Below are 22,068 nucleotides of genomic sequence, written 5' to 3' on the forward strand. Positions count from 1 at the left end.
ATTCCGTATCTGCTTTTAATCTTTTCGCATCCCGCCACTCGAATCCCGTATCTGCTTTTAGTCTTTTGGCATCCCGCCACTCGAATCCCGTATCTGCTTTTAGTCTTTTGGCATCCCGCCACTCGAATCTCGCATCTGCTCTTGTGCCTGCTTCTCAATCGCTTTAACCATGCCTTTAAAGATAAACAGGTGGGCTGGCATCATCGCAAACCAATACAGTAACCCTAGAAAGCCTTTTGGATGCCACCAAGCTGATATGTTCAGTTCACGTGAATCACCGTGGTCAGAGACGGTAATCTCGAGTCGCCCCAACCCTGGGCCTTTCATACCGAAAAGCAGGGATAAAAACTGATTCTCTTCACAGCGAATAACCTTCCAAGAGTCAATTTTGTCACCGACTTTTAGATTCGGCCCTTCTGGCATTTGTCGAATCGGAATACCACCGCCAAATAAAAGGTCGAGCCATTCGCGTGTGCGCCATAGAGCATTAGCAAAGAAGTAACCTTGCTTCGGGCTTCCTATTTGCTGAGCCACCTGCCAAAGGGATTCTAAAGATGCGCTTGAGGTAATACTTGCGCCAGTTTTCTTAGGATAATAGCCGTACCCAGCTTGCCAGCGTTTGAAGGCGGTCTTATCAAAGCCCCAAACATTACTTTTTACGAAGTTTCCTTCAGCGTGAATCGCTTGCTCAACCATATTTTCGAACGAGATCAGCTTCTGAGGGTACTTTTCTCTAATGATGGTCGAACTGGCAATAAAGTCATGCTTTAAGCCCGCAAGAAGCGCTCTGCCTATGTTGGACGGAACAGAAGTCACAACACCTAGCCAATATGACGCAATTGAGGGCGTGAGGAGTGACGTCGCCCAAAGCCTGAGTGGGCGATCGGCTGTTTTGGCAATGTGAGCAAATTGATTTCGATAAGAGACAATGTCTGGCCCGCCAACTTCGAAGGTTTGGCTTTCGCTAGGCGTGTCCTGTGCGAGTTTTAGCAGATAGTGATTTAGGTTCTGCAAGGCAATAGGGTTGGCTTTAGAGTCGACCCATTTAGGCGCAATCATGATAGGCAAGTTGTACACGAAGTCTCGCATGATCTCGAACGCTGCAGAGCCTGGACCAATGATCACGCCTGCTTGCAGTTCAGTGACGGGGACTGGTCCTTTACGAAGCAGTTCTCCGGTTTTCTTTCTCGCTTGAAGGTGTTCTGAATCACCCGTTTGCGGTTGAAGCGAACTCAGGTAGATGACGTGTTGATTCTTTGGCCCAAGAGCTGAAACAAAGTTACGTGCCAAATTCAGTTCATAATCAATAAAGTCGTGGCCTTCTGCCATCCCATGTACGAGAAAGAAGACAAGATCAAAGTCGGGGACTAATGCTTGTGTTGCGGCTTGATCTGCAAGATCAAGATACTCTAGTGACAAGTGGTCATGAGGTTCGGTTCGTGCCTTTAAATAGTCGATATGCCTTGCTGCAGCAGTGACTTGATAGCCTTGCTCAAGCAGGAGAGGGAGGAGCTGCGAACCAACATATCCAGAAGCGCCTAAAACCAGTACTTTCTTCATTGTTACTCCATTTATATCTGTGGTTAAAAACCGAACATTGATATAATAGCGCGATATTTATCTTTATTCATCAATACGTTCCGTTTAGGTATCTCTATGTTGCTCTCTTCAATTATTCATCACACTCGAGGTGATTTTGTTCGTAGGCTTATTGCGATTGCTTTGCCTATTGCTTTGCAGAGCATTATGTTTTCAAGCCGAGGCTTAGTCGATGTGTTGATGTTGGGTCAGCTTGGGGAAGCAGACATTGCGGCGGTGGGGGTTGCGAGCCGTGCAATGTTTGTGACGACCATTATGCTGGTGGGTGTCACTACGGGTGGCGCTTTGCTAACGGCTCAATATTGGGGCGCGGGTAACAAACAAGGTGTCAGAGAAAGTACCGCACTGACGTGGCTGGTTTCGACCCTGTTTGCGTTGCTGACCATTGTTTTCTTTGTTTCTTTCCCTGCGCAAATCATGGGTGTGACGACCGACTCTCAAGAAGTCATCAGCCTCGGCGTTGAATACATCGTCATCACCTCATTCAGTATGCTGGCGGTGTCGTGCGTCAGCAGTATGGCGGTAGGTTTAAGAGCGATGCACAAACCTGGGTTAAGCACTTTCTTCAGCGGTATCGGCATTCTGTCTAATGTGTTCTTAAACTGGGTGCTGATCTTCGGTAACTTAGGCTTTCCATCGCTTGGAATTAAAGGCGCAGCGATTGCCACGGTATTGAGCGGTGCCATTGAAGTGGCGACCTTATATGGCTGCCTCTATTTCTCTAAACACCTATTAGCTTTTAAACTTTGTGATATCAAAGCGGCTGCAACCGTTGAGAAAGTCGTTCGCTTCTTGAAGTTGTCTTTGCCAACCACGTTTAATTTCTTAGCGTGGGCGGGTGGCTTGTTTGCTTACCACGCGATCATGGGACAATCGGGTGTTCAAGGTTTGGCTGCGCTTTCAGTCATGACGCCGGTTGAATCTATTTCATTGAGTTTATTGATTGGTCTGTCGAATGCAGCAGCTGTTTTGGTGGGTAACCAACTTGGCGCGAAGAACAATGAAGCGGTTTATTATCAAGCATTAGGCTTAACGATTCTGTGTTTCTTAACCAGTATTGTTGTGGCGATTTTTCTCTATTTCGTCCAAATGCCAATATTGAATGCGTTCAGTGCGTTGACTGAAGAGACCAGAGCCCTCTCTGAGAAATTCATTCTAATTCTCAGCGTGGGTATTATTATTCGCTCGGTACCGTTGACTGTGATCGTTGGTGTGTTGAGAGCGGGTGGTGATGTGAAGTTTTGTCTCTATCAAGATTTGATTGCTCAGTGGGTGATTGGTATTCCACTGGCTGCGATTGCGGCTATCTATTTAAAGTTTCCACCTGAGTGGGTGTATCTGCTTTTCCTCACCGAAGAAGTGATTAAGTGGGGTGGGTCGCTCTATCGCATGAAAACAAGAAAATGGATCAAAAACTTGATAGGAAGTTGAAGTAGGGCGCATCGATCACATCACTTTATCGTTGGTGTGTGATCTATCTTTCAAAATACTTCCTCCTAACAGGGAATTAGTGTAGATTCTCCTTCCAAATTCTAACTAATGTGAGCTGTTTAATGTTAAAGCTGTCAGACCTATGTAAAGGCTATGTCGACGGGGGGGAATTTCACCCTGTTTTGCAAGGTGCTGAACTAACATTAAACCAAGGTGACCAGCTTGCACTAATGGGCGAAAGTGGCTCAGGTAAAAGTACATTACTGAATCTTATCGCGGGTTTAGACCTAGTAGACTCTGGCGAAATTGCTTTCCCAAACTTCAATATGCACGATTCGACAGAACGCAATCGCACCGCATATCGCCGAAATAATATTGGTCACATCTTCCAGCAATTCAACCTACTTCCAACGCTTAATATTGCTGACAACATTCGTTTTTGTCGCCAGTTAAAAGGCTTGCCTGAAGACAAAGGCCTCTGGAGGCAGATTCTTTCTGCTTTAGACCTTATGCCTTTACTTGGACGTTACCCTGAAGAAGCGTCTGGTGGTCAACAACAACGCGCAGCGATTGCTCGTGCTCTGTACATGGAACCTAAAATTCTGTTAGCCGATGAACCGACGGGAAGTTTAGATGAGCGTAATGCAGAAGCGGTAATGCGTTTGCTGACCTCTTTGGCTCGCCAATTAGAATGCACTTTGTTGTTGGTGACACACAGTGAAAAAGTAGCACAGCACATGGACGGCAGAATCCGCCTACAAGGAGGGCAACTGCATGTTATGGCCCGTAGTTAAGGCACTACTCGGTCACTATCGACGCTACCCACTTCAGATTATTTTGGTATGGCTTGGTTTAACCCTTGGCGTATCACTTTTGGTTGGTGTTACTGCTATCAACCAACACGCCAAGCAAAGCTATGCGCATGGCGAAAAACTCTTTTCGAATCCTCTTCCTTACCGTATTCGACCAAAACACAACGCCAATAAAATCCCGCAAGGTTTTTATATCCAGCTTCGCCGTGAAGGCTTTCAACAGTGTTCTCCTTTTGACCACCATCGTATCACTGATGAAAATGGCGCGAACTTTATGCTTATTGGCATCGACCCGGTGTCTATGCTTCAGCTTCAGCCGGGTGTTGCGTTAAAAGATCTCACTACGTTAAACCTTATGAAGCCGCCATACCCAATCCTTGTGAGTGATGATCTCGCAGAACACATGGAATGGAATAACGGGGACTACATTCCTCTCATGGATGGCTCTGAGCTTGGTCCTATCGCTGTTGATCAAAAAAACCTGATTGATGGTACAAGGCTGATTGCAGATATCTCTTTGCTCAGAATGCTCAAACGCAGTGCTGGGTTGTCTGTGATTGCGTGTTCAGATATGTCGCCTGAGAAGTTTGAGCGTCTTAAAAACATGCTGCCTAATGGTTTGACGATCTCTCGCAGCTCTAAAGCTGAGCTTGAGTCGCTGACCAGCGCGTTTCACTTAAATCTAAAAGCGATGGGTATGCTGTCGTTTGTGGTTGGCTTATTCATTTTCTATCAAGCGATGTCGCTGTCGTTTATTCAGCGCCAACCGTTAGTTGGAATCTTAAGACAGACGGGTGTGTCGGGTTGGCAACTGGCTAAAGCGCTTTGTTTAGAATTACTGTTATTGGTGGTATTGAGCTGGATCTGCGGCAATGTATTCGGTGTCATGTTGGCAAACCAACTGTTACCAGCGGTATCTTCAAGTTTAGGTGACTTATATGACGCCAACGTTGGATTAACTATCGACTGGAATTGGCGATGGAGCGGTTACAGCTTATTAATGGCATTGCTTGGTGCATTCCTAGCGTGTGCTTGGCCATTGGTTCGTCTGCTTCGTTCACAACCGATTCGTTTGACCTCTCGTTTATCTTTGATGCGTTTTGCTGGTACTGAATTCACTTGGCAGGCTTTGATTGGTTGCGGTTTCTTGGTTGCAGCTGTTGCTGTGTATCAAGCTCCTCAGACTCAAGAAACGGGTTTTGCGATTATCGCGCTGATGCTTGTTAGTGTGGCTCTGTTTACGCCGTTCTTGATGTGGAAGCTATTTAACAGCCTGTCTTATTCATTGCGCTGGGTTCGTGCTCGTTGGTTCTTCGCGGATGCCGCTTCAAGCATGAGTTACCGTGGTGTGGCGACAATGGCGTTTATGTTGGCGCTAACCGCGAATATTGGTGTAGAAACCATGGTCGGTAGCTTTAGAGATACCACAGATAAATGGTTAACACAGCGCTTGGCGGCAGACCTTTACATCTACCCAACCAACAATGGTGCTGCTCGTATGAGTAACTGGCTGTCAGAACAACCTGAAGTGGATTCTGTTTGGTGGCGTTGGGAGAAAGATGTTGCATCTCCAGTCGGCAGTATTCAAGTGGTCAGTACTGGGCCTTCTGAAGGTGAGCTAGAAGCGCTGACGATCAAGTTAGGTATTCCTAATTACTGGTACCACTTACATCACTCTAAAGGTGTGTTGATCAGCGAGTCGATGTCTCTCAAGTTGGGTATTCGCCCAGGTGACTACATCGATCTCTATGACAATCTTGGCTCTGGTTGGCAGGTTGTCGGTGTGTATTACGATTACGGTAACCCTTACCATCAAGTCATGATGTCGCATCGAAACTGGCTGTATGGATTTGCAGGGCGGGGCAATGTAGGCCTTGGCGTAATACTCAAAGATGATGTGAATTCAGTAGGGCTTCGAAGCCGCTTAGAAAGCGTATTCAGGCTTGGCTCGGAGCGTATTTTCGATAACAACAATATTCACAGCCAAGCGATGCGTGTGTTCGATAGAACGTTCGCGATTGCAGATACATTGGGCAACATCACATTAGTCATTGCAGTCTTCGGCATCTTCTTCGCAACTGTTGCTGGTGAAGTGTCTCGACAAAGGCATATTTCGTTACAGCGCTGTTTAGGTGTCTCAGCGAAAGAACTGATTCTGACCGGTAGCTTACAACTGTTTGTGTTCGGGCTTATTTCCTCCTTAATTGCTATTCCGCTCGGCTTAGCGTTGGCTAGTTTGATCGTCGATATCGTGATCAAGCAGTCTTTTGGGTGGTCACTCGAGTTGCAAGTGATTCCCTGGGACTATTTACAGACATTTGCGTGGGCTATGGCAGCATTGATGTTAGCTGGTGCTTTGCCAGTGATGAGAATGATTCGGAACACTCCGATGAAATCACTGAGGGATGCGCTTTAATATGCTTCAACGAAATGGCTCAACGAAATTCAGACACCGATTTGTCTCCTCTCTATTATTGATAGGTTTCTTTGGTACCATTTTAGGTGTCTGGGCATACTACTCTTACTTTGTTGATGTTGGCGAGAAAGGCGTGAACGAGGTCAACTCAGTGCTTGTAAGCGAGCACTTTAACGTATTCGAGCCTGTGTTACCTGACCGCAGCGTTTCGTTACCTCGAGACTTCCAATTCCACCCAGAATTTCAACACGAGTGGTGGCATTACTTTGCTTCTCTAAAAGGGGATGATGGCAAAAAGTACTCGGTTCAATGGAGCTTCTTCCGAATAGCGACTGATGAACGCGAGACGCCGGGGTGGCAAAGCCCACAGGTCTATATCTCAAATGTCGTGATCTCTTCTGATTCTAAGGTTTGGAAAGAGCAACGCTTAGCGCGTGGCGGTATTGGCCAAGCGGGAATGACCAGTCGTCCGTTTAGAATTTGGATTGATAACTGGAACTGGCGCGCCCTTGGCAACACACCATTTCCAGGTCGCCTTCAAGTGAAAACGGATACGTTTGGTCTTGAACTCGACACCATTGCGAAAGGGCCCTATGTGCTCAACGGCGAGAATGGTTACCAGAAAAAGCACGATTTATTACCTGTCGCGTCTTATAACTTCAGCGCTCCATTTTTATCCCTAAGCGGTGTATTGAATCTGGACGGCGTTACCAAGGAAGTAGAAGGCACTGCTTGGGTGCATAAAGAGTGGGGCAGTGGCTTGCTCGGAGTGGGTCAACAAGGCTGGGATTGGTTCGTGTTTAATCTCGATGATGGTACAGCGTTGAGCATTAACCGTTACCGCCATAATCAACAACTGCCTTATGTTTTTGGAACATTGGCCACTCGTTCGGGCAAGGTGTATCAGTTAACGGACTCCGATATTTCTATCAAGCCTTTACAGAATACGACGCTACAGAATGGTAGAAGAATGCCGCTCCAATGGATTATTAACGTGCCACAGCACAATATCAACCTCACGACACGCATTAAACGCCGAGATATGTGGTTGCCATTTGTCATACCATATTGGGAAGGGCCAATTATGGCGAGCGGAAGTCATGAAGCGACAGGCTTTATGCAGTTAACTGGTTACTAAAAACACCTAAGGCTATCATTTGATAGCCTTTTTTGTGCTCATGATTTTTGTGAGCCCCTGATTAATTGTGCATACAGCCTTTGTGATCTCATCTATACTTATTTTATGGTGCATAACAACATTATGGAATATACGACGTATTGTTTAGTATTTGTAGGAAAAACCGAAGTTAAACATCCGAAGAAGTGATTATCTATCGATTACGCTTGGATATAAACTCATGGTTATTCTTTGTTATTCGTTTATTTAAATAATAAATATAAGGGCGAAATCATGACCGACGTCATCCGTGACTTCTTTAAAATGGAATCTGCTGGCGGCATCATACTAGTCATCGCTGCGGCGATCGCAATGTTTGTAGCAAACTCACCACTGAACGAAATGTACCAAGGCGTATTGCATAGTTACGTTCTTGGTATGTCTGTGTCTCACTGGATTAACGATGGCTTAATGGCTGTCTTCTTCCTTCTAATCGGCTTAGAAGTTAAGCGTGAACTTTTAGAAGGCGCATTAAAGTCTAAAGAGACAGCAATCTTCCCAGCTATTGCAGCTGTAGGTGGTATGCTAGCTCCTGCACTTATTTACGTGCTATTCAATTCAAGTAACCCTGAAGCGCTTCAGGGCTGGGCTATTCCAGCAGCAACAGATATCGCATTCGCATTGGGTATCATGGCTCTTCTTGGTAACCGAGTGCCGGTAAGCTTGAAGGTATTCTTACTAGCATTAGCAATTATCGATGACTTAGGTGTTGTTGTTATCATTGCACTGTTCTACTCAGGCGATCTATCGACGCTTGCACTAACGGTTGGCTTCATCGCAACGGGTGTGCTGTTCATGCTAAACAACAAGCATGTGACTAAGCTAAGTATTTACCTCATTGTCGGTGCAATTCTGTGGTTCGCAGTATTGAAGTCTGGTGTTCATGCAACATTGGCTGGTGTAGTTATTGGTTTTGCTATCCCACTGAAAGGCAATAAAGGGGAGCGTTCTCCACTGAAACATCTAGAACATGCTCTGCACCCATACGTCGCTTTTGCAATTTTGCCAATCTTCGCATTTGCAAACGCAGGTATCTCACTTGAAGGCATCTCAATTTCAAACCTTACAGGCATGTTACCGCTTGGTATCGCTATGGGTCTATTGGTTGGTAAGCCGCTGGGTATCTTCCTATTCAGCTGGGGCGCAGTGAAAACAGGTGTAGCTAAACTTCCTGAAGGTGTGAATTTCATGAACATCTTCGCGGTATCTGTGTTGTGTGGTATTGGCTTTACGATGTCTATCTTTATTTCATCACTAGCATTTGGTCCAACGAACGCAGACTTTGATACGCTCGCTCGATTAGGTATCCTGATGGGGTCAACGACTGCAGCTATCTTAGGTTACTGCCTGCTAAGTATTTCTCTACCGAAGACTAAGCAACAAGAAGTAAAGCTATAATTGGTAAGTAAAAGCATAGTTGGTAAGTAAAACTATATTCGGTAGTAGGTTCACTTGATAGCGAGCCTACTCACTGAGTAACAAGTCAACTCCTGAGTAGCAAGAAGAGTCACAGAGTCATCCCTCGACTCATGTGACAACAAAGAACAAAAAAGCCGTGATGGGCAACCCCATCACGGCTTTCTTGATCTTGCTGTTAAGCTGTCTTTGTAAGATAACCCGTCTTATAGATTTAGTGACAATGTCACGTTATTTTTCTAGCGTGGTAAAAATGGTCCACTCTTCAACGATTTGTTCACTTAACCCAACCACGGTTGCCGTTACCTTACGGTTTAGTGCATGAGAAGTAGCATCATCCCCCTCGTTTTCTAGGCGTTCTTCACCATAACCGACAATTCTCACTCGATCTGGCTCTATACCATTCGACAGTAACTCATCTTGAACATTGTTCGCTCGTTTTTTTGATAAATCTAAGTTGTATTCGTTGGAACCCACTTTACTCGCGTAACCTTGTATTTCAATCGACGCACTTTTGTAAGTCTCAAGGAATTCAGCCATCGTGCTGATTTGATCAGAAAATATTGGGTTCACTTCAAATGAGTCATGAGCAAAGAGTATTTTTAACTGTCTGACTTCTTCTGCTCGAATCGTTTCACCACAACCGTCATTGTCGACTTGTGACGCTTCAGGCGTTCCTGGGCAGGTATCGCGCGCGTTTACCACACCATCGTTGTCGTCGTCTTGCAGGTCTGCAATCTGTTCTGCTTCAGGTGTCTCGATGTAAGCCTCTTCCTGTTGGCTAGAACAGGCAAATAAAGTCATCGTTAATACGGGAAGTAATAAGTACGTTACTTTCATCATTAATACTCCATAGCCGTTGTCCACTCTTCTGGAATATCAACCAGTAGAGCATTCAATAAAGAACCTGTTGCGTTCATCACTCGGTATTTAGCGTACTGCTCAGAGTAATGGGCATCTAGATAATCTTTACGGGCTTCAAATAGTTCGTTCTCAGTGTTGAGCAAGTCAAGAAGAGTACGTTTGCCTATTCGGTATTGTTTTTCATATGCGATAACGGTTTCCGAAGCTGAATCAACATGATCAGATAGGAAGTTCTTTTGTTGCAGCGTGAGGTCTAAGGCGCTCCATGAAAGGCGAAGGCCTTCTTCCACTTGGCGATAAGCACGATCTCTCAGATCTTTTGCTTTGTTCAATTGGTAAGCAGCCGCTTCAGAGTTAGCACTGTCTGTTCCGCCGTTGTACAAGTTATATCGCATTCGCAGCATCGCGAGCGTTTCTTGACTTGAGCCTTCATCGCCACCTGCATCGTCACGCCATGACTGTGATGCCTCAATGGAAAAGGTAGGGTAGTTCACGCCTTTCGATTGTTTGTATTGGAAGTGCGCAGCGTCAACATCAGCTGCCGCGATTTTGATCACTGGGTGTTTGTCTAAGGCATCAACAATGGCGTCCGTTAACGACAAAGGAATTCTAGAAATATCGGCTCTTGGGTAAATTAAACCTAGGGGTTCTTGACCCACCACTCGTCTAAATTGGGTATGTGTATCGATCAAGTTATTCTGTGCAGCCAATAAGTTACCATGAGCTTTTGCAATCCTAGCTTCTACTTGCGACACATCCGCTGTTGAACCTATACCAGAATTAGCTCGTTTCTTAATATCTTTATAGATTTTTTTGTGTATTGAAAGGTTACTTTCTGACAGTGCCAACACCTCAGTGGCTTTCACCGCGTCTAGATAGATTTGTGTCACCTCCAGCGCTTTGTCTTCGGCATCTGCAATCAATTGTAAACGAACCGACTCGGCTTCTGCGGCGGTACGATCAATGTCGTAAAGAGTCGCTGAACCATCCCACAGCAATTGCGTGAGGGAAATCGTCGCTTCCTTTCTTGTTAGATCAGTATCGGGGCCGTTATTTGGTGCAGGATTTATGCCTTCGTAACCAATGCCAGCATCAAGGTCGATACTGGGCTTGTACGCTCCTCCTGAGGCATCATTCCGTTTTTTCACGCTCGCATATTCGTTGAAGATGCTTTTTATCTCTGGATTCGTTGCCAAGGTAATAGCCACAGACTGTTCCAGAGTTTGAGCGGCGAGTGGTGCTGCAGCAACTAAGCAACACATGATGGATAATTTAAACAATTTCAAAGTAGCTCTCCTTCTACTTTCAATGTCTCATCCGTTTCCCAACCTAGGTTTCCCGCTAGATTGAGAGAAGGGTATTAAACGAAGCTTAGGACATTTGCAAAAAAATGCGAAGTTTGTTGGATTTTTTTTGAATGTAAGTCGCTATTGCTATTGACTAATTTGAAAATCGCCAGATTTACACCCTTCTAGTGAGTTGATTATCAATAGTGGCACTACTAAATTTAGTGTAGGAAATAGCCACAGCGCAGAGTGGGATTGAATCCGCGTTTGGCATGTTCTGGGCAGAAGTGGGAATATGGATATGGGAAACATCAACCTAAATATACTAGGTCTTGCTAGCGGGAGCGTTGTGCTCGACGCTCAAGGCCAAGTTAGACGTTTGTCTCCGGGCGAACAACCAGCGGCTAGCGACGTAATTATCAGTTTTGATACTAGTGAAGAAAATGTGCCAAGTGTTTCTGCACGTTTTGTGGATAACCAGGGCCAACAAAATGCACTAGATACTGATGATGCGATCGCTCAAGTTCAGCGTGCTATTGAAGAAGGATTTGATCCAACGGAACTAGGAGATGAGTTTGACACTGCAGCTGGTGAGGAAGGCTCGAGTTTGACCAACAGCGGTAGGATTGAACGTACTGGGGCTGAAACTCAAGCTGCCACGAATTTTGAAACTGACGGGTTTGAGTCTCAAGGATTGTCAGAAACTCAAAGTATTGCTCTTTTTGATATCATCGCTTTTGCGCTTATTTCAGGCGAAACTAACGTTATTGAGTTTGAGCAGGATGAACCAATTGAAACCGGTGGCGCCTTAACCAGCGACGACCCGGACGTTACCTTTATTGGTAAAGAGGTCGCTGGAGACAATGACCTCGGTACCTTTGTCGTCAATGAGGATGGTACTTGGACCTTCGTAGCCAACAGTCCTTATGATGAACTTGCTGACGGAGAGCAAATTCAAGATACAACCACAGTACAAACTTCTGATGGAGGTGAGCAAGTCATTACAGTCACAATTATTGGTACTGATGATGCGGCTGTAGCCACTGATGATTCAGGCAGTGTGACTGAGGACATTGATGTCGATGACATCACCAACCAATTAGTGACGTCTGGTCAGATCGTGATTACAGACGTAGATAGCGACACTCCTACCTTCTCAGCTGATGGTGAGTTTAACCTCGTAGGTTCAACAAACGACTCACAACTTGGCGTATTGAGCATCGAACCTGATGGCGCTTGGACTTACGTAGTCAATAACGATGACGTGCAGTACTTAGACGACGATGAATTCGTGAAAGAGGTTTATACCGTTACAGCCAGTGACGGTACCACGAGCGAAGTAACCATCACTATCAACGGTGCCGATGACCCATCTGATATAACCGTTGGCGAAGGTGATTCAGACACAGGTGAAGTGACTGAAGATGTGGATGTTGACCAAGAGAGCAACAACTTAACAACCTCCGGAACGCTCACCATCACCGATGTAGACGACAACGACGTTGCTGCTTTTGAACCAAATGGTACGTTTAATCCAGAAGGTTCGACCAATGATACCGCGTTGGGTATGTTGACTATTACCGACGATGGCGAATGGACTTATGTGGTAGACAACGACAATGTGCAATATCTTGATGACGATGAGTTTGTCACCGAGGTTTACACTGTTACTGCGATTGATGGAACCACCAGTGAAGTAACCATCACCATCAACGGTGCCGATGATCCATCCGAAATTTCTGTCGGGGAAGGTGACTCAGACATGGGTGAGGTGACGGAAGATGTCGATGTTGATCCGGAGAGTAACGACTTGATGGCGACGGGAACACTGACGATTACCGATGTTGATGCTAACGATGTCGCGGCTTTTCAACCTAACGGAACGTTTAATCCAGAAGGTTCGACCAATGACACCGCGTTGGGTATGTTGACCATTACCGACGATGGTGAATGGACTTATGTCGTAGACAACGACAACGTGCAATATCTCGATGACGATGAGTTTGTCACCGAGGTTTACACTGTTACTGCGATTGACGGGACCACCAGTGAAGTAACCATCACCATCAACGGTGCCGATGATCCATCCGAGATTACCGTTGGTGAAGGTGACTCAGACATGGGTGAGGTGACGGAAGATGTCGATGTAAACCCTGAAACCGACCAGCTCACGACATCTGGTACGTTGACGATCACTGATGTTGACGCTAACGACGTTGCAGCTTTTGAAACAGACGGAACGTTTAATCCTGAAGGTTCGACCAATGATACCGCGTTGGGTATGTTGACGATTACCGACGATGGCGAATGGACTTACGTCGTAGACAACGACGATGTGCAATATCTTGATGACGATGAATTCGTCACCGAGGTTTACACTGTTACTGCGATTGACGGAACCACCAGTGAAGTGACTATTACCATCAACGGTGCCGATGATCCATCCGAAATTACTGTCGGGGAAGGTGACTCAGACATAGGTGAGGTGACGGAAGATGTTAATGTCAATCCTGATACCAACGAACTCTCGGTTTCTGGTACTTTAACGATTACTGATGTCGATACCAGTGATATGCCGGCCTTTAAACCTAATGGTGTGTTTAGCCCTATTGGGTCTACTTATGCACTTGCTTTGGGGATGTTAACGATTACTCCCGAGGGGGCATGGAGTTATGTCGTTGATAATGATGCGGTTCAATATTTGAATGATGATGACACGGTTATTGAGCGATATGTCGTAACCGCCATCGATGGTGTCGAGCATGTTATCGAGATAACAATCAATGGTGTCAACGATGCGCCTGAAGCGACGAGCTTTACTGTCGTCAATGATGAAGACGCGATCATACCAATCCTCTTCGATTCTGAAGATGGCGGTATGCCTGATTACATCTCAGATGTAGAAGATGACCATGACGACATTCCACTTAATATTCGGATAGAAAGCTTGCCAACCAACGGTAGCCTTTTGTATACCGATGAAAATGGCGTCACCAGAGAAATTGTGCAGTCTGACGTCGACAACGGTGTGTTGTTTGTTCCAAACAATATTAGCTTCGTTGCTGGACCCGGGGAGATGTTTGAAATGGGCTTCAGTGGCGATTCAGACGATATGCCAGATCTCGTTGATGGTTTCTATAATTGGGGTGTCGCGGTATCACCAACCGAAAGGCTAATTACCTTAGCTAACGGCAACACAATTACATTATCTATTGAAGACAATAACGATAAACCGCTTGAGCAGTACCAAGGGGAACAACCTCACGTCGGCTTTGGTATTGGTGACTCTGACGGCCAAGGAATGAACATGCAAGAAACCTTGGTCTTAGATTTTACCAACAATCCACTTGAAGTCGTTCAATTTGGATTAGATGGGTTGGGCGGGTCGTTCAACACAAATAGTAATGTTTATGTTGAAGTACTTTATGCTTTCGCTGACGGTACAACCCACACAGAGCAGTATCAAAAAGACGAAGGTGATACTGGTCATGAGCAGATTCTTTACGACTTCAGTTACTCATCACCAAGTAATCCAATTGTTGGAATGGAGCTGTCATCGACTGGGGGCAGTTGGGAGTTGCGTTATGTACAAGGTAATGAAGCTGTAACCGATGACCCTCAATTTGACTATGTCGCAGTAGATTCAAATGGCGCTGAAAGTACAGTCGAAACGGTGACGGTTGATATTGAAGAACCACAACAATATAACGTGATCAGTGCTGCGAGTAACGAGCCTTTATTTGCGGGCTCTGGGAATGATCTGCTTATTGGTGATAGCGGTGACAATATTTTCACCTGGTTAGACTCTGCACTCGACAATGGTACAGACATCATTAGAGACTTTGAGCTTTATACCAATGGCTCTGGTGATTTGATCGACCTAAATGATCTGATTGAAGATCCACAAGACGAAACGCAAATGGCCGAGCTTCTTGATATGATCGAAGTGTCGGTCGATGGCGAAGACATCGCTTTGTCTATTCCAATCAATGGTGGAGTCGACGTTCAAACAATCGTGGTAGAAGGGATTGCTACGGAAATGGGCGCTTCGGTTGATCTTGGTAGTGATCTCGCAATATTGGGAGAACTTATCAAAAACGATGCAGCTTAGTCGGTATCGTGAAGTGTTCTATGGCTTAACGTAATGAAAGCCCTCGGTTTCGGGGGCTTTGCGCTCAGGAGTAGCCGAAGAAAAATCACCTGAATCATAGGCAAAAAAAAAGCCCAAACCAATGCGGTTTGGGCGGATACAAGTATAGGAGTTAATAAGGAAAATGCAGTAATTAAGAAAGCAGGGAGAGAAACAAGTTTGACGGCCTGTTAAACTTCTAAATACTCTGTTTTCTACTTAATTTATGACCCTCCATTTCTAATTCAGTTCCCAGAAAATTCAATAATTTTCCCTTTTTTATTAAACGTACATCGATTCAATCGGTTAGAGCTGATTCTTACTGACTGGTACGACCAATTGGTGAAAATGTGATGTTGCTTGCTTGTTAAATAAATGTTCTAAGCGTATATTTCAAACAGTTGTTTAATACGAGTGATTGAAATGGCACCAAGAAGTACAACCAAAGACAAAATCTTAGATGTGGCTGAAGGCTTATTTGCTGAGCACGGTTTTAATGACACCTCTTTACGCACTATTACGGGTAAAGCCAATGTCAATCTTGCTTCAGTGAACTACCACTTTGGCGATAAGAAGACTCTGGTTCGTGCCGTATTAAATCGATACTTAGAAGCATTTATGCCTGCACTGCAAGACGCTTTAGTGAACTTAAACTTGAACGAAACGTATTCTATGAGTGATGTGTTTGAGTCTTTAAGACAACCGCTAAGAGCACTGAATGATGTTAGGCCAAACGGTACCAGCCGATTTATGTTGCTCATCGGTCGAGGTTATACGGATGTGCAAGGTCACTTGCGTTGGTTCATTACAACTCGCTACAGCGAAGTACTGACTCTGTTTACGACTTCAGTAATGAAGGCGAATCCGAACCTCACTCAAGAGCAGTTATTTTGGCGTTTACACTTCACCCTTGGGACTTGTGTTTTCACCATGGCGTCTAGCCAAGCTCTAATAGAAATTGCAGAGAATGACTATGACAGAAAGATAGATGCGAAGGCAGTGGTCGATATTCTCATTCCATTTTTGGCCGCTGGCATGTCAGCAAAAGAATAAAACAATAAAAAGCAAAATATTCACAAACAATATAGTGAACAAAAGGATCTGAACTATGAGCTCTCTAAGACAAAAATGGGTAAGTGACCCAGCTTTTAAACTCTTTAAAAAAGTACTACCACCACTATCTAGCACCGAGAAAGAAGCGATGGAAGCGGGTAGCGTGTGGTGGGACGGAGAGCTGTTTTCTGGTAAACCAGATTTCACTAAGCTTCACCAGTACCCAAAACCTCAGCTGACAGACGAAGAGCAATCGTTCATGGACAATGAACTTGAAACGCTGCTCGCTATGCTTGATGACCACAAAATTGTGAAAGAAGACCGAGACCTTCCTGAAGAAGTATGGAATTTCTTACGCAAAGAGCGTTTCTTCTCACTAATTATCGCGAAAGGGTACGGCGGTCGTGAATTTTCAGCACACGCAAACTCTACCATAGTAACCAAGATTGCAACGCGTAGTATCAGTACTGCGGTTTCGGTAATGGTTCCAAACTCTCTTGGCCCTGGTGAGCTACTGTCTCACTACGGAACTCAAGATCAAAAAGACTACTGGCTCCCACGTCTTGCTGACGGTACAGATATCCCATGTTTCGCACTAACAGGCCCTGAAGCGGGTTCTGATGCGGGTGGTATCCCTGATGTCGGTACAGTGTGTATGGGCATGCACGAAGGTAAAGAGACACTAGGCATCAAGCTTAACTGGAACAAGCGTTACATTACGCTAGCACCAGTGGCAACGGTACTTGGTCTGGCTTTCAAACTGCACGATCCAGAAAAGCTACTGGGTGACAAAGAAGACATTGGTATCACGTGTGCGCTTATCCCAGCAGACCACGAAGGTGTTGTGATTGGTGAGCGTCATGACCCACTTGGTCTTGCGTTTATGAATGGTCCAACGCGCGGTCACGATGTATTTATTCCTATGGAGTGGCTAATCGGTGGCGCAGATTACGCAGGTAAAGGCTGGCGTATGCTGGTGGAATGTCTGTCTGCAGGTCGTGGTATCTCATTACCAGCACTTGGCACGGCGATGGGCCACCTAACAGCGAAAACGACTGGCGCATACGCTTATGTTCGTAAGCAGTTCGGTATGTCGATTGGTAAATTTGAAGGTGTTGCAGAGAGCCTAGGCCGTATCGGTGGCTTAACGTATCTATTAGAAGCGACTCGTACGCTGACAACTACTTCACTTGATATGAAAGAGAAGCCGGGTATCGTAACGGCAATCGCGAAGTATCACATGACTGAAATGGCTCGTACTATCCTGAATGACTCAATGGATATCCACTCAGGTCGTGCAATTCAAGATGGCCCAATGAACTACTTGGCTGCGCCTTACCTAGGTATTCCAGTTGCTATCACAGTAGAAGGTGCGAACATCCTAACTCGTAACCTGATGATCTTCGGTCAAGGTGCGACACGTTGTCACCCATACGTATTGAGCGAAATGGAAGCGGCAGCGAACCCAGATGAGAAGCAAGGTGCAAAAGACTTTGATAGCTTGCTGTTCAAGCACATCTCACACGCCACTAAAAACACGTTCGGTGCTTTTGGTGCGGCACTAACGGGCTCTAAGTTCATTAAAGCCGACATGAGCGGTCCAACGAAGCCTTACTACCAAGATTTGACTCGTTTAAGCCGTGCGCTTGCAGTCAGTGCGGATTTCGCAATGTTGACATTAGGTGGCGAACTGAAACGTAAAGAGCTTATCTCTGCACGTTTGGGTGATGGTCTAAGTTACCTATACATGGCTTCTGCTGCACTTAAGAAGTATGAAGACGAAGGTCGTCAACAAGCTGACTTAGACTACGTACATTACGCGGTTCAACACTGTTTCCACAACGCGGCTAAATCGCTACAAGAAGCGTACCGTAACTTCCCGAACAAGATGGTTGGGAAAGTACTTAAAGGTCTAGTTTTCCCTGTAGGTAACCACTTCGAAAAACCAAGTGATAACCTAACAGTTCAACTAGCAGAAAGCTTGATGACTCCGGGCGCACACCGTGAACGTCTGACTCACCTTTGCTACATCGGCAAGGAAGAGGATGATAGTGTTGGTCTTATGGAGAACGCTTTCAATGCGATGTACAGCATCAAGCCTCTGGAGCGTAAGATCTTCAAAGCAGTGAAAGAAGGCAAAGTGGCTCGTAAAGGCTTGCTGGCAGACAAATTGGCTCAGGCACTTGCTGCCGATGTTCTAACGCAAGAAGAAGTCGACCAAATTGTTGCTGCTGATAAACTACGTTACACAGCGATTCAAGTTGACCACTTCAGTCATGACTTTAGTGAAACTTTGACGCGAAAAGAGTTAAAACCTAAGCTAAATAGCGTTGCTTAGATAACGAAATGATAAAAGGCACCTATTAAGGTGCCTTTTTTGTTTTTGTCGTAGAAGTCTCAATAGAAGCGTTAACAAATGGCGACTTAGTCAGCAAATATCAGTTGAGTGCTCCAACCACTTGCATTTTCACCACATTTTTACAGAAATTAGATGCCATTTGCGCACGAAACTCTTATCCTTAACCTGATTTTTTAAGGAAGTTGAATATGATCATCAAACCTCGAATTCGCGGATTCATCTGTACTACAACACATCCAGTCGGTTGTGAAGCTAATGTAAAAGAACAAATTGCTTACACAAAAGCTCAAGGCCCAATCGCAAACGCACCTAAACGTGTACTAGTTGTTGGCTCTTCAAGTGGCTACGGCTTGTCTTCACGTATTGCGGCAGCATTTGGTGGCGGCGCTTCTACTATCGGTGTTTTCTTCGAGAAAGCCGGTACTGAGAAAAAAACTGGCACAGCTGGTTTCTACAACTCAGCAGCGTTCGACAAGCTAGCTAAAGAAGAAGGCCTGTATTCAAAAAGCCTTAACGGCGATGCTTTCTCTAACGAAGCAAAACAGAAAACAATTGACCTGATCAAAGAAGATCTAGGTCAGATCGATATGGTTGTGTACTCACTGGCGTCTCCAGTGCGTAAAATGCCAGAGACTGGCGAAGTAATTCGTTCAGCTCTTAAGCCTATCGGCGAAACGTACACATCTACAGCTGTAGATACAAACAAAGATGCGATCATCGAAGCAAGCGTTGAGCCTGCTTCTGAAGAAGAGATCAAAGACACTGTTACTGTAATGGGCGGTGAAGATTGGGAACTTTGGATCAACGCACTTTCTGAAGCAGGTGTTCTGGCTGACGGTTGTAAGACTGTTGCTTACAGCTACATCGGTACCGAGCTAACGTGGCCAATCTACTGGGATGGCGCGCTAGGTAAAGCTAAGATGGATCTAGATCGTGCAGCGTCAGCGCTTAACGAAAAACTAGGCCAAACTGGCGGTACTGCAAACGTTGCTGTTCTTAAGTCTGTTGTGACTCAAGCAAGTTCTGCGATTCCTGTTATGCCTCTTTACATCGCTATGGTGTTCAAGAAGATGCGTGAAGAAGGTATTCACGAAGGTTGTATGGAACAGATCTTCCGTATGTTCAGCCAACGTCTATACAAAGAAGATGGCAGCGCAGCAGAAGTGGATGAAGTGAACCGTCTACGTCTAGACGACCTAGAACTTCGTGACGACATTCAAGAGCATTGTCGTAACCTATGGCCTCAAATCACAACTGAAAACCTAAAAGAACTGACTGACTACGTTGAGTACAAAGAAGAGTTCTTGAAGCTGTTCGGTTTTGGTGTTGAAGGCGTTGATTACGAAGCTGACGTTGATACTGCTGTTGAATTTGATGTAGCTGACATCTAATTCAAACAATCGAATCAAAACGAAATAGGCGCTCATTGAGCGCCTATTTTTTTGTCTTAAAAGCAGATACGAGTATCGGGATGCGAAGAGATTTAAAGAGCAGATACGAATAGCGAGATGCAAAAGCTCTAATATCAGACTTTGGATGCAATGAAAGCTGAGAACAAGTCATAAAAAATGCACTAACCCAAAGATGAATTAGTGCATTTGAAATATCTAAGCTGGACTGCTTTCAAAGCAGTAGACGCTAGCTAATTATGATGATGAAAGTACCTGCTAAGGTCATCAATATATTGGCTATCGCGTACGTACCCGCGTAACCCAGAGCAGGGATAGTTGAGCGAGCGTGGTCATTTACGATGTCCATCGCCGGAGCACAGGTTCGCGCGCCAATGATGGCTCCAAATAGTAGAGCTCGGTTCATCTTCAATACGTAAGCACCCACCAAGTAAGCGAAGAATACCGGTAGCACACTTACTACTAGAGCAATACCGATGACCTGAGGGCCTACTTGCGTTAAGTGTTCAAACATCTTACCACCGGCACTCAAGCCGATACCGACCATAAAGAACATCAAACCCAAGTCTTTGACCATGTTCAATGCTCCCTGAGGCACATAACCGAAAGTAGGGTGGTTTGCTCTTAAGAAGCCAAGCATGATGCCGGATAAAAGCAGGCCAACCGCATTACCTAACCCAAACGACACCTGACCGAATGTCATGGTAATCAAACCAAACAAAATACCCAGAATGAAGAAGCTACAGAAGGCCATCAAATCCGCCATTTGGCTGTGGATTGAGATGAAACCAATTTTCTCAGCTAGGCCGTGAACACGACTCTTTTCACCACTCACCTGCAGGACATCGCCTTTCGAAAGCACGATATTTAAGTCCATCGGCATTTCAATTTGAGCACGTACTACGCGGTTAAGGAAACAGCCGTATTCAGATAGGTTCAAGTCGGATAGGCGCTTACCTGCGATGCTGTCACTCTTAACGACGATCTCTTCTTCAACGATACGAAGGTCGAGAAGGTTACGGTCGAAAACCTCTTTACCATTACGGAAGCTCGGGTCGAGACGCGCATGGCTATCAGGGAAGCCTACCAATGCGATCTCATCACCCTCTTGCAAGATCGCATCACCATCTGGGTGGGCAAGAATACCATTACGGCGAATACGTTCGATGTAACAGCCCGTTTGGCGATAAATACCCAGTTCACGCAAGTTCTTACCGTCAGTCCAAGAGATAAGCTCTTGTCCTACGCGGTAAGCTCGTATGATTGGAAGGTAAACCTTACGTTGCCCTGAAGCACCTAAGCCACGCTCTTGAGCGATTTGCTCAGCTGAATCGTGTAGGTTAACTTTCTGAAGCTTTGGAATAAGGCGAGCAAACATAATCATACTGATTAAGCCAACTAAGTAAGCCATCGCATAACCCACTGATAGGTTTTCGATGATCAGGCCTATATCCATGTTTCTTGGTAATTCTGCAAGCCCAGAATTCAGCGCATCTTGAGCACCTACTAATATAGGCGTTGCTGTTAAGGCCCCCGCCATCATGCCTGCGGATAAACCAAAGCCCAGCCCGAGGTAATGGCTGCTGAAATACGTTAAAGCAATTGCGGTAGAGAGCACCACAAGGCTCAGAATGAGATAATGCTTACCGTCTCTGAAGAAGATACCGAAGAAGTTTGGTCCTGCTTCAATGCCAACACAGTAGATGAAAAGCATGAAGCCAATCGTAAGCGCATCAGCGTTAAACGAAAAACCAAGATGTCCCATGATAAGGGAAGTAATCAGAACACCGATTGAATTGCCGAGTTGGAGGCTACCGAAACGAATTTTACCAATGGCTAATCCAATCGATAAAACAACAAAGATGAGGAGAATGGGGTTTTGTTCTAACAGAAAAACAACGTCGATATTCACAGTGGTCGCTCAATAATTGGCGTGAAACACAGGGTAAGTTTGAGAGGTGAATTGTATCTAAATATAAATAAAATATAAGCGATATTTTGCTATTTTACTTGATTTTGACTTTATTATTATTCCGTACGAAAACTGGTCATAAAAAAGCCCGCTACAGTGAGCGGGCTTGATATAAATCGCACAGTCTAACTCTAAAATTGGTTAG

13 protein-coding genes are annotated in these 22,068 nt (G+C 45.2%); 9 read left to right on the forward strand and 4 right to left on the reverse strand.

Annotated elements, in window-relative coordinates; translation table 11 throughout:
• Nucleotides 1–99 precede the first annotated feature (99 nt).
• On the reverse strand, nucleotides 100–1,560 hold the full coding sequence (locus AC3CIA_RS06120; protein ID WP_488518701.1) for a DUF2867 domain-containing protein: 1,461 nt from the start codon (nucleotides 1,558–1,560) through the stop codon (nucleotides 100–102).
• A gap of 96 nt (nucleotides 1,561–1,656) precedes the next feature.
• Between AC3CIA_RS06120 and AC3CIA_RS06125 the strand changes: the two genes are divergently transcribed.
• The 5 genes from AC3CIA_RS06125 to nhaA all read left to right on the forward strand — a co-directional run bounded on the left by AC3CIA_RS06125 (nucleotide 1,657) and on the right by nhaA (nucleotide 8,833).
• Nucleotides 1,657–3,030 (forward strand): MATE family efflux transporter, encoded by a 1,374-nt coding sequence (locus tag AC3CIA_RS06125; protein ID WP_488518702.1) that lies wholly within the window; start codon nucleotides 1,657–1,659, stop codon nucleotides 3,028–3,030.
• A gap of 122 nt (nucleotides 3,031–3,152) precedes the next feature.
• Nucleotides 3,153–3,824 (forward strand): ABC transporter ATP-binding protein, encoded by a 672-nt coding sequence (locus tag AC3CIA_RS06130; RefSeq protein ID WP_004734674.1) that lies wholly within the window; start codon nucleotides 3,153–3,155, stop codon nucleotides 3,822–3,824.
• Complete coding sequence (locus AC3CIA_RS06135) at nucleotides 3,805–6,258, forward strand: ABC transporter permease (RefSeq protein WP_065205488.1); 2,454 nt, start codon at nucleotides 3,805–3,807, stop codon at nucleotides 6,256–6,258. Before AC3CIA_RS06130 ends, AC3CIA_RS06135 begins: the two co-directional genes overlap by 20 nt.
• On the forward strand, nucleotides 6,248–7,396 hold the full coding sequence (locus AC3CIA_RS06140; RefSeq protein WP_054546584.1) for a lipocalin-like domain-containing protein: 1,149 nt from the start codon (nucleotides 6,248–6,250) through the stop codon (nucleotides 7,394–7,396). The genes AC3CIA_RS06135 and AC3CIA_RS06140 overlap by 11 nt, the downstream gene beginning before the upstream one ends.
• A gap of 273 nt (nucleotides 7,397–7,669) precedes the next feature.
• Nucleotides 7,670–8,833, forward strand: a complete 1,164-nt coding sequence (gene nhaA / locus AC3CIA_RS06145) for a Na+/H+ antiporter NhaA (RefSeq protein ID WP_054546583.1) — start codon at nucleotides 7,670–7,672, stop codon at nucleotides 8,831–8,833.
• A gap of 249 nt (nucleotides 8,834–9,082) precedes the next feature.
• Here nhaA and AC3CIA_RS06150 read toward each other — a convergent pair whose 3' ends face one another.
• Complete coding sequence (locus AC3CIA_RS06150; protein ID WP_065205487.1) at nucleotides 9,083–9,694, reverse strand: OmpA family protein; 612 nt, start codon at nucleotides 9,692–9,694, stop codon at nucleotides 9,083–9,085.
• Entirely contained in the window at nucleotides 9,694–11,001 is a 1,308-nt protein-coding gene (locus AC3CIA_RS06155) for a TolC family outer membrane protein (RefSeq protein ID WP_017079061.1), read from the reverse strand. Before AC3CIA_RS06155 ends, AC3CIA_RS06150 begins: the two co-directional genes overlap by 1 nt.
• A gap of 301 nt (nucleotides 11,002–11,302) precedes the next feature.
• On the opposite strand from AC3CIA_RS06155, the gene AC3CIA_RS06160 reads away from it, so the two are divergent.
• From AC3CIA_RS06160 to fabV, 4 genes are all read left to right on the forward strand, one after another.
• Nucleotides 11,303–15,112, forward strand: coding sequence for a VCBS domain-containing protein (locus tag AC3CIA_RS06160; protein ID WP_488518703.1), 3,810 nt, complete (start codon nucleotides 11,303–11,305; stop codon nucleotides 15,110–15,112).
• A 441-nt stretch (nucleotides 15,113–15,553) separates the two neighbouring features.
• Nucleotides 15,554–16,183 carry a TetR family transcriptional repressor PsrA gene (gene psrA, locus AC3CIA_RS06165; RefSeq protein WP_004734681.1) on the forward strand — a complete coding sequence of 210 codons (630 nt, stop codon included), beginning with the start codon at nucleotides 15,554–15,556 and terminating at the stop codon, nucleotides 16,181–16,183.
• Between the two features lie 55 nt (nucleotides 16,184–16,238).
• Entirely contained in the window at nucleotides 16,239–18,521 is a 2,283-nt protein-coding gene (locus AC3CIA_RS06170; RefSeq protein ID WP_488518704.1) for an acyl-CoA dehydrogenase, read from the forward strand.
• Nucleotides 18,522–18,730: 209 nt separating this feature from the next.
• Nucleotides 18,731–19,933: an enoyl-ACP reductase FabV gene (gene fabV / locus AC3CIA_RS06175; RefSeq protein WP_237299405.1), complete on the forward strand. Its 1,203-nt coding sequence runs from the start codon at nucleotides 18,731–18,733 to the stop codon at nucleotides 19,931–19,933.
• 247 nt (nucleotides 19,934–20,180) lie between these two features.
• On the opposite strand, the gene AC3CIA_RS06180 is transcribed toward fabV, so the two are convergent.
• Nucleotides 20,181–21,863 carry an aspartate:alanine antiporter gene (locus tag AC3CIA_RS06180; RefSeq protein ID WP_017077841.1) on the reverse strand — a complete coding sequence of 561 codons (1,683 nt, stop codon included), beginning with the start codon at nucleotides 21,861–21,863 and terminating at the stop codon, nucleotides 20,181–20,183.
• Nucleotides 21,864–22,068 lie beyond the last annotated feature (205 nt).

Source organism: Vibrio sp. QJM3NY_27, from assembly GCF_057785955.1.